The 13,860-nt window shown below is 39.7% G+C and carries 10 protein-coding genes; 8 read left to right on the top strand and 2 right to left on the bottom strand.

Annotated features, from left to right (window positions below):
* Window positions 1–19: 19 nt before the first annotated feature.
* The 5 genes from M2419_RS25100 to M2419_RS25080 all read left to right on the top strand — a co-directional run bounded on the left by M2419_RS25100 (window position 20) and on the right by M2419_RS25080 (window position 10,486).
* Complete coding sequence (locus M2419_RS25100) at window positions 20–3,370, top strand: TonB-dependent receptor (RefSeq protein WP_259255825.1); 3,351 nt, start codon at window positions 20–22, stop codon at window positions 3,368–3,370.
* Between the two features lie 14 nt (window positions 3,371–3,384).
* Window positions 3,385–5,262: a RagB/SusD family nutrient uptake outer membrane protein gene (locus M2419_RS25095; protein WP_259255824.1), complete on the top strand. Its 1,878-nt coding sequence runs from the start codon at window positions 3,385–3,387 to the stop codon at window positions 5,260–5,262.
* 268 nt (window positions 5,263–5,530) lie between these two features.
* Complete coding sequence (locus M2419_RS25090) at window positions 5,531–7,618, top strand: DNRLRE domain-containing protein (RefSeq protein ID WP_259255823.1); 2,088 nt, start codon at window positions 5,531–5,533, stop codon at window positions 7,616–7,618.
* Between the two features lie 273 nt (window positions 7,619–7,891).
* A complete protein-coding gene (locus M2419_RS25085; protein WP_182332602.1) occupies window positions 7,892–9,013 on the top strand; it encodes a VWA domain-containing protein in 1,122 nt (373 codons plus the stop codon).
* 6 nt (window positions 9,014–9,019) lie between these two features.
* Window positions 9,020–10,486, top strand: coding sequence for a sigma 54-interacting transcriptional regulator (locus tag M2419_RS25080; RefSeq protein WP_153845469.1), 1,467 nt, complete (start codon window positions 9,020–9,022; stop codon window positions 10,484–10,486).
* A 90-nt stretch (window positions 10,487–10,576) separates the two neighbouring features.
* Here M2419_RS25080 and M2419_RS25075 read toward each other — a convergent pair whose 3' ends face one another.
* The gene (locus tag M2419_RS25075) at window positions 10,577–11,299 is read right to left on the bottom strand and encodes a DUF3667 domain-containing protein (RefSeq protein WP_153845470.1); all 723 of its coding nucleotides are present in this window, start codon (window positions 11,297–11,299) and stop codon (window positions 10,577–10,579) included.
* A gap of 309 nt (window positions 11,300–11,608) precedes the next feature.
* On the opposite strand from M2419_RS25075, the gene M2419_RS25070 reads away from it, so the two are divergent.
* The 3 genes from M2419_RS25070 to M2419_RS25060 are packed head-to-tail and all read left to right on the top strand — an operon-like array spanning window position 11,609 to window position 12,815.
* Window positions 11,609–12,025, top strand: coding sequence for a MarR family winged helix-turn-helix transcriptional regulator (locus M2419_RS25070; protein WP_153845471.1), 417 nt, complete (start codon window positions 11,609–11,611; stop codon window positions 12,023–12,025).
* A gap of 18 nt (window positions 12,026–12,043) precedes the next feature.
* Window positions 12,044–12,388 carry a GIY-YIG nuclease family protein gene (locus M2419_RS25065; RefSeq protein WP_153845472.1) on the top strand — a complete coding sequence of 115 codons (345 nt, stop codon included), beginning with the start codon at window positions 12,044–12,046 and terminating at the stop codon, window positions 12,386–12,388.
* Window positions 12,366–12,815, top strand: coding sequence for a hypothetical protein (locus M2419_RS25060; RefSeq protein WP_202883786.1), 450 nt, complete (start codon window positions 12,366–12,368; stop codon window positions 12,813–12,815). Before M2419_RS25065 ends, M2419_RS25060 begins: the two co-directional genes overlap by 23 nt.
* Before the next feature lie 10 nt (window positions 12,816–12,825).
* Here M2419_RS25060 and M2419_RS25055 read toward each other — a convergent pair whose 3' ends face one another.
* Entirely contained in the window at window positions 12,826–13,026 is a 201-nt protein-coding gene (locus M2419_RS25055) for a hypothetical protein (protein WP_159728522.1), read from the bottom strand.
* Between the last annotated feature and the right edge of the window lie 834 nt (window positions 13,027–13,860).

Here is a 13,860-nt window from a genome sequence, read left to right as displayed (position 1 = left end):
ATTATTAATCAATTTTCAAATGTATAAATTACTTATGACATCCCGCAAACAAAATAAGTTTGCACGCAATTTTTTGTGCCTTTTTTTTGGCAGCCTTGTCTGGTTATTTAGTTCGGCCAAGCCAATCTTTGATGTACAGAAAAACATAACAATCGATTTTAATAATATTCCGGTTAAGCAGGTCTTTAAAGAGTTAAATAGTAAAACCGGTTTAAAATTTATTTATTCCCCAAATGACATTGACGACTCGAAGCGTATATCCATGGCATTTAGAGAGCAGCCGATAAAGACTGTTCTAGATAAGATCTTTTCAAGTTTAAAGATTTCTTACACGTTAAATGACAATACAATTATTGTGAAGCGTGGCCTTCAACAAGCTTCAATACAAGAAGGCCGCGTCATTGCAGGCCGGGTTCTTAATAAGCGACAGACGGCCCTGGCAAATGCTACTGTCACGACAGGCCTTGGCAAGAATAGCACATCGACAGATGAACAAGGCCAGTTTACACTCAAGCTAGACCCGCAGGACAGTTATTTCATGGTTAGTCTTGTCGGCTATGTAAGTCAGCGTGTACCAATCAAAACAAACGGAGAATATACGGTGATATTAGCTGATAGTATCAGCGCACTGGACGAGGTCGTTGTTGTCGGTTTTGGTACCCAAAGGCGTGCCTCTGTAGTAGGTGCGATCACGACGATAGAACCCAAACGCTTGCAAATAGGAACATCTCGTTCTATGAGTAACAATCTTGCAGGACAGCTTGCAGGTATTATTGCCGTACAGCGATCTGGAGAACCGGGGTACGATAATTCAAACTTTTGGATACGTGGTATCAGTACTTTCGGTGGAAGCAGAAGCCCATTGATTCTTGTGGACGGTGTGGAGCGGTCTTTGGATAATATGGATCCCGAAGAAATCGAGTCGTTTTCGATATTGAAGGACGCGGCAGCGAGTGCAGTTTATGGTGTAAGGGGGGCAAATGGAGTGATTTTGATCAATACAAAGAGAGGAAAAGTGGGTAAGCCCAATGTTTCTGCTCGTTTTGAGCAGGGGATCACATCACCAGTACAGCTGCCTAAATTTGTTGGTGCAGCTGATTATTTGGAGGTAATGAATAGTATTCGGGAGGAACGTGGGGAGCAAGGCTTATATTCGAAAGAGCGGATCGAAAACATCCGTAATCATACGGATCCAGACCTTTATCCTGATGTCAATTGGTTGGATGCAGTACTTCGGGACCAAGCTGGAAATTCACGGGCGAATGTTAGTGTCAATGGAGGATCTGATATTTTGCGTTATTCCTTAGTAACTTCATATTATCGGGAAGGTGGGTTGATTGAACGCGATGAAAAACAGGCTTGGAATTCATCTTCACGGTTAAACCGTTATAATGTGCGTTCCAATGTAGATATCAATGTTAGTCCAACCACTCTCTTCCGATTGAATATTGGCGGATATCTCCAGGATAGAACAAGAGCTCCCCAAAGTGTTGATGAACTATTTCAGGAGGCTTTCACTATTCCTCCCTATGTACATCCTACCATCTATTCCTCTGGTGAAATACCTAGGACACCCCAGCGGACAAACCCCTGGGCATTGGCGACTCAACGCGGATATGAACGTATTAGCGCGAGTAAAATCGAATCTTTATTTGCGGTAGAACAGGACTTATCGTTTTGGTTGAAGGGATTAAAGGCTCGGGGGCTTTTTTCCTTTGATAGATACTCTAATACGTCGGTCGTTAGGAGTAAAAGCCCCGATTACTATAATCCAGCTATCGGAAGGGACGAAAATGGAAAATTAAAGTTAGTCATTGATAGTTATGGACAGGAATTCTTAGGCTATGAAAAAAATTCAGACTGGGGCGATAAAAGCATGTATCTTGAGGGAGCTATTAATTATGTTCAATCTTTTGGTGGCCATAACGTAGAGGGAATGTTTTTATACAATCAGCGAAATTATGATAATGGAGATCTTTTGCCCTATCGGAATCAAGGAATCGCAGGTAGATTTTCATACAATTATAGCAACAGATATATTGGGGAATTTAATTTTGGTTATAATGGATCCGAAAACTTTGCTCCAGGAAAACGTTATGGGTTCTTTCCTTCCTTTGCATTAGGCTGGTATATTTCCGAAGAGCCTTTTATGGAACATCTAAAAAGTACATTTTCCAAAATCAAACTGCGCGGATCTTATGGATTGGTGGGGAACGATAAGTTAGATGGTCGTCGGTTTGCCTATATCACAACCATTAATGAGACCGGTGGATATTCATGGGGCTTAAATAACGATTTTAAACGTAGTGGTCGTATGGAAGGTGATCAAGGTAATAGTGGACTTACTTGGGAAACAGTTGCTAAATCCAATATCGGTTTCGAATTAGGCTTATGGAAAACGCTGGAATTTCAGCTTGACCTATTTAATGAGGACCGGAAAAATATATTTATGCAACGTCGTTCTATACCCGGTTCGAGTGGTTTTACCAATGCGCCCTGGGCAAATTTTGGACGCGTAAACAATAAAGGCATCGATATGTCGCTTGAATTGAACCGGCAATTAAATCCAAACCTATTTCTTTCTGTTCGTAGCACATTTACTTATGCCCTAAACAAGATTTTAGAACAGGACGAACCTAGCGCAGTGATCGGTACCTCAAGGTCTTCTACCGGAAAGCCGATCGGCCAATTGTTTGGCTTTATTGACGAGGGCCTATTTACGGACGCAGATTTTTTAGATATTGCTAACGGTACTCTTCGATCAGATATACCAAGACATACTTTTGGACCGGTGCGTCCAGGTGATATCAGATATCGGGATTTGAATGGTGATGGTGTGGTAGATGCCCTCGATAGGACTGCTATCGGTGGAACGGAAGATCCACAGATTGTATTTGGCTTCGGATCCAACCTAAGGTACAAAGCTGTTGATTTCGGTTTCTTTTTCCAGGGTGTCTCTCGTACCTACAGGATCATTGGTGGTTCAAATTTTATTCCCGGAAGTGCCAATGGAGCAATGGGAAATATTTTCGACAATGTTTCCGATCGATGGACCTTGGATAATCCTAGGCAGGACGTCTTCTATCCGCGGCTTTCTGATTATCAAAGTGCCAATAATAATTTGGCCTCCACATGGTGGCTTAGGGACATGAGTTTTATAAGACTACGTAATATTGAATTGGGCTATAGCTTACCATCAAAAATTCTTGATCATCTCGCTATCCGTAATTTTAGAATATTTCTGCGTGGTAATAACCTGCTAACAGTGAGTGATTTTAAGCTTTGGGATCCAGAGCTTGGGGTTAATAATGGTATGCGCTATCCGATCATGAAATCTGTTTCTATGGGATTGGAATTGAATTTTAAATAGAAATAACCTATACAATGAAGACTATAAAATATAATGTTACCCGTATATTACTACTTGTTGCGCTGGGTTCCACAGTGACCTCTTGTTCGAAATATTTGGACAAGAGCCCTGATGATCAGCTTACTTTAGATATGATTTTTAAAGACAAAACCAGAACAGAGGACTGGCTGGCAGGAATATACAGCAATGTACCAGATCCATATTGGGGAAATACGCGAACACTTGGCTGGGATCCACTTTCGGATGATATGGCACCGTCTACGGGCTGGGAGCAATTTGGCTGGTCAGTTATAGGGATGCAGACCGGCAATTGGAATCCCAGTACCTCATGGGATCCTAATTATTGGGTAGAACTTCCCAAACGTATTCGTTCAGCTTATATTTTTCTGGACAATGTAAAACCAAACCCTGCGCAGTTGGTGACGGAGGAGGAGGTAAATCTTATGAAAGCTGAGGCTCGCTTTATGATCGCTTATTATTATACATTTCTGCTAGAAACCTATGGTGCTATACCGTTCCATCTTGGATTGACCGATCCGAATGCATCGGCCGAAGAATTGATGATTGGACAGACACCATTTGATCAGGTCGTGCAATGGGCAGAAAAGGAGCTATTGGATTTGTCTGCTATTTTACCTGCTAAATATAGTGCCGCTCAGAAATATGGTCGCGCGACGTCTATTATGTGCTTGGCAGTCAGAGCTCGTCTTCTACTATTTGCTGCAAGCCCATTAGTCAATGGTAATACCGCATACACCGGTTTTGTAAATAATAAGGGAGAAACCATATTCAACGGGAACTATAGTGTAGATAAATGGAAAACTGCAGCCGCGGCCTCAAAATTACTATTGGAAAAAGCTGAATCAGCTGGTCATAAATTATATATTGAATATAATGCTGATGGGTCTATAGATCCGTTTCTCTCGTATCAAAACATGTTGTTTAGACGACCTCAAGATGGGAATGATGAGATTCTTTTTGCTCGCCCTGATTGCAATATCTGGGAATATGATAGGCACGCACAACCAAGAGGTACTGGAGGAAACGGAGGACTGGGAATTACACAATCTTTAGTGGATGCCTTTTTCATGGAGAATGGCCGGAGGATTGATGACCCGTTATCTGGATATCAGGAAAAAGGATTCTCAAAGACGGCAGAAGTGCGAAATACACGCTGGACAGAATCTCAGGGAAATGGAAAGGTGACTTTGGAAGGTACCTATAATATGTATACCCATCGTGAACCACGATTTTATATTTCGGTTTTGTATAATGGTGCTTGGTATAGAAGAGAAAATCGGACAACCGAATTTTATAGTGGTAACTGGGATGGGGGACCTACACATGACGCCCCGCAAAATGGCTATCTTGTACGTAAGAAAGTCCATCCAGATCACGACCCCCGCAATGGAACAAATCCCTATAGACCAGGAATACTTTATCGGCTTGGCGAAGTGTATCTGAACTACGCCGAAGCACTAAATGAGTCCGATGCTAATCATCCTGATATATTAAAGTATGTCAATTTGATAAGGGTACGCGCAGGTGTACCACAATATGGTGTGGGAAAAGATGCTTTACCTGTGCCATCTTCGCAGGAGGGGATGCGCAAAGCAATCCGAGACGAACGTCGGGTAGAACTAAATAATGAGGGTATCCGGTATCGTGATGTGCGACGCTGGAAAATTGGTGAAGCTGTGTTAAATGGGAATTTCTATGGAATGAATTTTTCTGGTACAGAAAAGGATGACAATGAATCTAACCCCAAAGCATTTTTCAAACGCTCAGTTTATCAAAAGCGTATATTTACAGCAAAGAATTATTGGTTTCCAATTCCACAAACGGAGATAGATAAGAATCCAAATTTGGCCCAAAATCCGGGCTGGAAATAAGTATTAAAAACCAATCCAGTTTCAATACTTATTGAATATGCTGCTTAGTTTTTTTGCTATGCGGCATATTCTTTTATAAAGAATATGTTGAATTTCTATTTCAGGTTCTAATTTAAAATTTTACCCCTCTTTATTTGTGATTTTACCCCTTGTGGTTGATAAGTTATTTATAATTTAATGTTATTAATCAAATTATAAAATTCGTATTCGTCGGAATTAGAATACGTCTGTAAAAATTATAACAAATTATAAAACTAAAAACAACATTATGAGAAAATTTATGATGGTGATTTCTATTGGAGTCATTGGGCTACTGAGCTGCCAAAAGTCTGTTCAAATAGATTCTCCGACATCGCTAAAAACAAAAGCGAAGGCGAATCTGGCAAGTGTGGGCAATACTTACTACATAGATCCCAGCGGAAACGATGATAGTACAGGAATGAGCACAACTACAGCATGGAGAACATTGGCCAAAATTAATGCCTCGGTTTTTGGCCCCGGCGACCGTATCTTATTCAAGAGCGGTGGCGTATGGAATGACACTTTGCATATGAAAAATTCGGGAACGGCTGAAGCGCCCATTATCATAGATAAATATGGCGGTGATGTTCGTCCGATTATCAACGGCGGTGGAAAGAGAAATGGATCAAATGCGCTATACCTTAATAAAGTATCTTATTTTGAAGTAAATAACCTCGAACTGACGAATACAATCCCAAGCGGGACAAGTTGTGCTGCCACGGGGATCCGCGTGATTGGAGGCAGTTCTGCAGGAACAGCAATCAGCAATGTCTCCATTAGAAATTGTTATGTCCATGACGTCAATGGTGCTATCGATGGACAGACCAATTATAACAAAAGCTCTGGCGGGATTATCTTAGACGGTAAAATATACGGGGCTTTGGTACAAAATTGTCATGTCGCCAACTGTTCCGTTGAAGGGATAAGGACCACTGGCGATAGGGCTATGGCAGCAAGATCAAAAGATATTATTATCGATAATAATTTGATTGAATATATCTACGGCGACGGCATCGTTATGTCTGGCGTGACGGGAGGAAGTAAAATTACACACAATACCGTCTATAAGGCATGTATGAACACAGGCTCTGAAAATTATGCGGGTATTTGGACAATTGGCAGCTTGAATACGCTGGTGGCTTATAATGAGGTTTACGGTATGACAGGCGGAGGGGCCAACGATGGAGTCGCGTTCGATGCCGATGGTTATGATACCAATTCAGTAACCGATGGAGATATCTTCGAATACAATTATTCGCATGATAATAACGGCGGATTTATGCTTTTTATGAACCAGTCTAAGAATATTAAAGTCCGCTACAACGTTTCTGTCAACGATATCGGTACAACAAGGTTAAAGAAGCTCTTTTTGATCGAAAAAACAACATACGATTCTCGTGAGATTTATAATAATGTATTCTATATCAAAAATCCAACCGCCAGCCTGTTTAACGTCATGAATGGCGTGAGTTCAGGAAAGCCTTATGCAACATTTTCAAATAATATTTTTTACACGACCTCGACCATTAGTAGTCTGTCTACTCAGGCCGATAACGGACTGAAGTTTAACAATAATTGTTTATTTCCGTCAAGTACATTTACGTCATTGAACTGGGGAACTACCGTGCGGAACAACAATTTCTATGAAGATCCGGTATTTGTCAATCCAATTGGTGGAAACGGCCTTGACGCTGCAAAAGGTTATGATGTCGGTTCCGGTTCGGCTGCCCTTAATGCTGGTGTATTTATAAGTAACAATGGAGGCGAGGATTTCGCTGGAAATGCGCTGCCATTGGGTAATCCAGATGTTGGAGCGTTTCAGCATGCTGTTGTAGCCAATGCCGGAAGTTCTCTTGCCGATGCCTATGTCCGCAACGGTACTTATGCGAGTACAAATTATGGAACTACAGCTGATCTTGTCATCAAATCCGACGCTACATCTTACGCACGTAAAGCATACGCTAAATTTGATATTGCGATGATTACTAAACCTAAAGTGAGTTCGGCAAAATTAAAAATGTATGTTGCAGGAGTGAATACAGCACCACAACGGACTATTAATATTTATACAACCTCCACGACATCTTGGTTGGAAAATAGCATTAATTGGAACAATGCACCAATGGATACTGTACTTGTCGGTAAGATTTCTGTTTCAGGGATAGGTTTACAGACCATCGACGTCACCTCGGCCATTAACAGATTGCTTACCGGTACTGATCGTAAAGTATCCTTTCTATTTTTAAATACAGCTGCGGCTTCTTCTACAAATGATATGTCTTTTAGTAGCAGGGAAGCAACCGCCAATAAGCCAACGTTGGAACTGCTTTATTAACCGGTACTTATTTCAGGGTAATTATCTTGTATTTAGAATAACTGGATTAAAAAGCCGCAAGGAATACCAATTCTTTGTGGCTTTTGACTGGGAGAGCGTAAAAATCTGAAACTAATTCCTAATAGAAAGTTGTCGCTCGTGCGTCATACTATAGCCAGTTTTTAAAGTTAAATGGACATACGGTGCTCACAAAAATTATTATTTCGTAAATTCATACTATGAAGTATCCGATACACTATTTGGATAGCTTCCTCATACTAATAAAAGGAATGCATGAAAAGCACGAAACGAAGTAAAGGTTTTCTCTTCAAACAATATGAAGAGCCGTTTCAAACGCCTTTTGATAAATTATTTGACATTTTCAAAGAACTGATTACCCATACCTCTGGTGATTTTGATGAAGCCATTGACTGGCTTAGGCAATTGGATAAAGAGTTCAAACTGACGACTCCAGCCTATACGATAGATGATTTCATTGCGGATCTGAAAGATAAAGGTTATATCAGAGAAAAAGTGGAGTTTGGTGGTGAAGGCGGCGTAGATATTACCTCAAAGCTGGAGAAAGCCTTGCGTCAGCATGCCTTGGACCAGATTTTTGGGAAAATGAGGAAAGGGAAATCAGGCAATCATAAAACCAATCACCAGGGACGGAGTGACGAAAATATGGGCGATTTCAGAAACTATCAGTACGGAGATGGCTTGGAGAAAATAGTTTTGACAGAGAGCTTGAAAAACGCGCAGATCAATCATGGGATAGGCGAGTTTGCCTTATCAGAAAATGATCTCGTCATAGAAGATACACAGTTTAAGTCGCAGATGAGTACAGTGTTGATGATCGATATCAGCCACAGTATGATTTTATACGGCGAGGATCGGATCACTCCTGCAAAAAAAGTAGCGATGGCTTTATCAGAACTTATTTTGACCCGATATCCGAAAGACTCACTTGACGTCATTGTTTTCGGAAACGATGCATGGCCTATCGCAATAAAAGACTTGCCTTATTTGCAAGTTGGACCATTTCATACCAATACGGTCGCAGGCTTAAAGCTAGCGATGGACTTGCTAAGGCGAAAACGGCATGCGAATAAGCAAATATTTATGATAACCGATGGAAAACCGAGCTGTTTAAATATGCCGGACGGTACTTATTATAAAAATCCTATGGGTTTGGATCCTTTTATCACTAGCAAGTGCTATAGTATGGCTGCTCAAGCCCGAAAGCTGGGAATACCAATTACAACCTTTATGATTGCTTCGGATCCTTATCTACAGCAATTTGTCGATGAGTTTACAGCTTCAAATCAAGGGAAGGCTTATTACACAGGACTCGGGGATCTAGGTGAAATGATTTTTGAGGATTACGAAGAAAATCGAAAAAAAAGAATACGATAAGAATATATGGATTACACGAAGATTACAACATTTGGTGCATTAAAAACTTCGGGTTATAAACCTAAAACAATAAAAGAAGAATTGCGTCAGAATCTGATTACAAAAATAAAGGCGGGTGAAACCGTATTTAATGGAGTACATGGATATGAAGACACCGTTATTCCAGAACTTGAAAGAGCAATTCTTTCCAAACACAACATTAATTTCTTGGGCCTTCGCGGTCAGGCGAAAACACGTCTAGCTAGGCTCATGGTCAACTTATTGGATGAATATGTGCCTGTGGTTCAAGGTTCAGAGATTAATGATGATCCGTTTAACCCTATATCGCGTTATGCGCTAGAACTTCTGCAGGAGAAAGGCGATGATACACCGATAAGTTGGCTTGGTAGAGGTGATCGTTTTGCGGAGAAACTGGCTACGCCAGATGTGACGGTCGCTGATTTGATTGGTGATGTAGATCCCATCAAAGCCGCAAATTTAAAACTGAGCTATGCAGACGATCGCGTGATTCACTTTGGTATGATTCCTCGGGCAAACCGTTCTATATTTGTCATTAATGAGCTGCCTGATCTTCAAGCTAGAATCCAGGTAGCCCTCTTCAATATATTGCAGGAGGGAGATATTCAGATCCGTGGTTTTAAGTTACGCTTACCGTTAGATGTACAATTTATATTTACTGCAAATCCGGAGGATTATACCAATAGAGGAAGTATTGTGACGCCACTGAAAGATCGAATAGGATCGCAGATACTCACACATTACCCTGCATCGGTTGAGATAGCAAAGGCAATTACAGCGCAGGAGGCGAACTTGGAAGCGGCCCAGAAGGAGCAGATATACGTTCCTGAGCTGGCTAGGGAACTGATTGAGCAGATAAGTTTTGAAGCACGAAATAGTGAATATGTTGATGAAAAGAGTGGCGTAAGTGCGCGTATGAGCATTACAGCATTTCAGAACTTATTAAGCACCGCTGAATTGCGCATGCTCAGAAGTGGGGCGCAGGCAACTACAGTACGGCTGAGTGATTTTATGGGTATTGTGCCTGCGATAACCGGTAAAGTTGAGCTCGTTTATGAAGGCGAACAGGAAGGAGCGGGTATCGTCGCATTGCAGCTGATAGAAAACGCGATTAAAAACCTTTTTCCGATTTTATTTCCAAAAATTGAGAAACTGGAAAGAGAAAACGAACGTTATCCCTACGACGATATTGTTCGTTGGTTTTCAGAATCAGAGGGGATCGAATTATCTGATGAACTCAACGATTCAACCTATCAGCAGGTTTTGGATCAAGTGAAGCCTATACATGCTTTAATTCAGCAATACCAGCCGGAAACGAAGCCCGAAGATCTCCATTTTCTGACCGAATTTGTATTATGGGGACTTACGCTCAATAATAAATTAAGTAAATATAGGTTGGGGACTGGCCTTCAGTTTCAAGATAACTTTCAGGGATATCTGCGAAATAATCTGTAACAGGCAACTAGTAACATGATGGGTAAGTGTACAGCGTAAACTTACCCATCTGGTTTTTAATTAGGTCTCACAAGGAAAAAGGGTGGATAACTATCTTTTCATTAAAATTAAGTCTATCGATAGGCCAATAATAACGACGACGACAGTGAATGACAGATACCCCAAAATATAAACTGCGAGCGCTTTTAAATAACTGGGTATTTTGTAGGGATCGAAAAATTGTCCAATAGCCCAGACGCTATATAACATAGCGACGATGCTAGCTTGCACCATAACGCTTGTATGTGTTACACCTTCTACTAAAGCAAAAATAGTATAGATCAACATCGTCATTCCTAAAATAAAACACAGCAGGATGACAATTTCAAAAAGATTAAAACCGTATTTTTTAAAAAATAATTTAGCCCAGAAAGCGATAAACAATCCTATCATGATATTGGCGTAACCATAGTGGTCCTGGATCCAGAGGTATATCGAACCCGTGGTAGAATGCTGGGATTCGTAATAACTCACATATTTGTCGTTTACATGAAAAAAATGGCTTACTATAGAGTATATCAGTGAGGTGATGATGATAAAAATAATGGGTTTTACCAGGCGGCTTCGGTTCTCGGCAATATATTTTTTTACATTTTTTCCCGGCGTGGTAATAAGTTCACGAATCGTATATAAGATTCCGCGCTCGAAATGAAGGACATGTTCAATTTCGTGGACGATATAATGCGCATCAATTCTTTTAAGGACCGCTGGCTGCCCACATTTCGGACAGAAATTCAGTGTTATATCAGTCCCACAGTTTTTGCAATTTGTCATGTTTACACTATGCTATAGGTAATATATTGTTAATATTCGAGGATTCTATCCTTATCATGTTATGTAGATCGTTGGCTTTTGCTCCTTATCGATTAGAATTTGTCCAAAAATATTATAGATTATGTCAATCAATGCTACACCTAAGTGTAGTTTTATACAAACCTCCTTCTCCCGCGAAGAAAATAGAATTAATGAGCTTTAGTGTAATCACCCCGTTCGCAGAATCTTTTGTTTATTTTGTTCAACCATTTAAGTAAAACTATTATATTTGCAAAATACTTGAGTAGTCAAGTATTTTGCAAATATAATATGACCGCAATTAATACAATTCTGAACATTATAAAAGTTCAATCTGTCATCACCAAAAAGTTTGATGGGTTGAGCTTGCATGGACTAAGTCTGACAGACTTTATGATCCTACATATTTTAAGCCAGGCTTCCGGGAACCGGCTACGGCGAATTGATCTGGCTGAAAGTACCGGTTTAACAGCATCAGGAATTACACGGATTATTTCACCTATGGAAAAGATGGGGCTTGTTGTAAAAGAGCACAATGATAGAGATGCCCGGGTCAGCTATGTGAAGCTTACCGCGGCTGGTGATCGAATTTTTAAAGAAGCGACTGTTACGGCTGAGCATATCGCCAATAAGCTATTGGACGGAATGGCCGTAACAGATCTCCTTATTTTTGCTGGGCAATTGAAATCATTGGGCGGAGATTTATAATTTTAATTTAAAAAACACATGAACAAAATAGATAAAAAACAATTGAAAGCCGAATTCTTGGAAAGTAAACCATTGATGGGAGTTTTAACAATTTACAATAGGGCCGAAAATAAAATACATATCGCTGATAGCATGAATTTAACGGCTCTTTCTAACAGAATCAGATTTATGTTAAACATGGGGCAATTTGACAACAAAAACTTGCAGGCGGATTGGAACCGATTGGGTGAGGGAAATTTCCTGTTTGAAAATGCAGTTATTATTCCATTTGAAAACGACAAAATCATTGATTATAAAAAAGTCGTACTTCACGCCGCAACTGAGTTGAAAAGTAAAGTGAGTGAAACAACAAGTATCTATTGATATGACAAGAAAGACGTATTTGTATCCCGGTTATGAAGCCGGAAGGAATCTGGCATTGAAAAATATCCAAGGTCCTATTGTAAATCTCAATTTAATTCAGTTGAGGAAAATCGCGGACTATACTAATTTTACGGAGATCGCGCCAATCAAAGAAATTTCTGGATACGATGCTTTCATGAATTATATAGAGCTAGCCAAACCTTTTGTGGAAGAAAGCGGCGGTGAGCTACTTTTTGTTGGGCATGGTGACCGGTTTCTGATAGGGCCCGATCAGGAACAGTGGGATATCTGTATGCTGATTAAACAGAAAAGTGTGTCCGATTTTTTTTCATTTGAACAAAATCCAGCTTATATGAAGATTATAGGGCATCGGATTGCAGCTATCTCGGATTCAAGACTTTTACCCTTGGAAAATGTCCCGTTTTAAACGATACTTATCATAAAAAAGCATCGCTAGTCGCTACAGATGGATCTAGATTAGCGATTGCACTATCAATTTGGCCATTAATAATTTTTTCAATAAATGCTTTAGCGAAGATATCAACCTTCTTGGCATCATCCGGGATACTGGACTCTACCGTTGAGTTACAACTCAGCAATCCGATGAGAATGGTAAACAAAAAATATATTTTTTTCATAATTTATTTTGGTTATTAGAATAGGTTACACACCTATAAATATAATTAAATTGTCTATTTGCATGTTTATCCACAAGGATTTTTTTTTGTTAAAACACGTAAAAAAGATTATTTATTCCGCGAGGTGTCGCTCGGAAGTAGATGCTATCATTGACAGGACCATGAAGCCAAAGCGATTACAGGTGTCAAAATGCATGTTGTCTATTTTATAAAGCTAAAGCGGTAGCGGTAGAAGCTTAGGTGAAGACCAGTTTAATAGATTAAAAATGTGGAACGACAGCATCGTTCCACAAAATGTTTTTCAGTGTAGTATTGTAGGATTCTTTTTACAGTATTATCGAATCAATTCAGAAATTTAAAATGATGAGATAGGCATCTCCATTCATTTCAACAATTACTTCTCTTGAGTCAAGTTTACTTATGAGACAAATGTAACTTAGAATAGCAGTAGAAAGAATATGAAAAAGATACTTTTTTATGTGAAAATGGGAATATTTGGTTTTTTGCAGAAAAAAAATACCATCCTCTTTCATAATATTTTAGGCTCAAGCCCGGAGTATCGAAAAATTTATCCAGGAAAAATCTTAACATTGTCAAATTAATAGATCTGAGTATGACCAAAAACAATGAACTTCAGTTCGCAATAAAGCATATTGCTACCTAGTTTGAAAGATAAAGTATGAGCTCAAATTGGTACAATATGATACATTGTATCAATTTTACGCCGATTTGTTCCACCATGCTGAATTGTCATAAAAATTCTGTTGATTAGGTGTTTATTTGTTATAGCCTTGGATTAGATCCTGTGTTTAACTTCATCAAGAATTGCCCTGT

Origin of the sequence: Sphingobacterium sp. BIGb0116 (assembly GCF_024808035.1) — a bacterium.
Classification (GTDB): Bacteria; Bacteroidota; Bacteroidia; order Sphingobacteriales; family Sphingobacteriaceae; genus Sphingobacterium; species Sphingobacterium paramultivorum.
Note: the sequence above shows the minus strand (reverse complement) of the source record. Positions and strands in the feature narration are given on the sequence as shown.

Excerpts from the sequence above, each read along its gene's own strand:
- M2419_RS25100 (WP_259255825.1), top strand. The coding sequence starts at position 20 with ATGTATAAATTACTTATGACATCCCGCAAACAAAATAAGTTTGCACGC.
- M2419_RS25095 (WP_259255824.1), top strand. The coding sequence starts at position 3,385 with ATGAAGACTATAAAATATAATGTTACCCGTATATTACTACTTGTTGCG.
- M2419_RS25090 (WP_259255823.1), top strand. The coding sequence starts at position 5,531 with ATGAGAAAATTTATGATGGTGATTTCTATTGGAGTCATTGGGCTACTG.
- M2419_RS25085 (WP_182332602.1), top strand. The coding sequence starts at position 7,892 with ATGAAAAGCACGAAACGAAGTAAAGGTTTTCTCTTCAAACAATATGAA.
- M2419_RS25080 (WP_153845469.1), top strand. The coding sequence starts at position 9,020 with ATGGATTACACGAAGATTACAACATTTGGTGCATTAAAAACTTCGGGT.
- M2419_RS25075 (WP_153845470.1), bottom strand. The coding sequence starts at position 11,299 with ATGACAAATTGCAAAAACTGTGGGACTGATATAACACTGAATTTCTGT.
- M2419_RS25070 (WP_153845471.1), top strand. The coding sequence starts at position 11,609 with ATGACCGCAATTAATACAATTCTGAACATTATAAAAGTTCAATCTGTC.
- M2419_RS25065 (WP_153845472.1), top strand. The coding sequence starts at position 12,044 with ATGAACAAAATAGATAAAAAACAATTGAAAGCCGAATTCTTGGAAAGT.
- M2419_RS25055 (WP_159728522.1), bottom strand. The coding sequence starts at position 13,026 with ATGAAAAAAATATATTTTTTGTTTACCATTCTCATCGGATTGCTGAGT.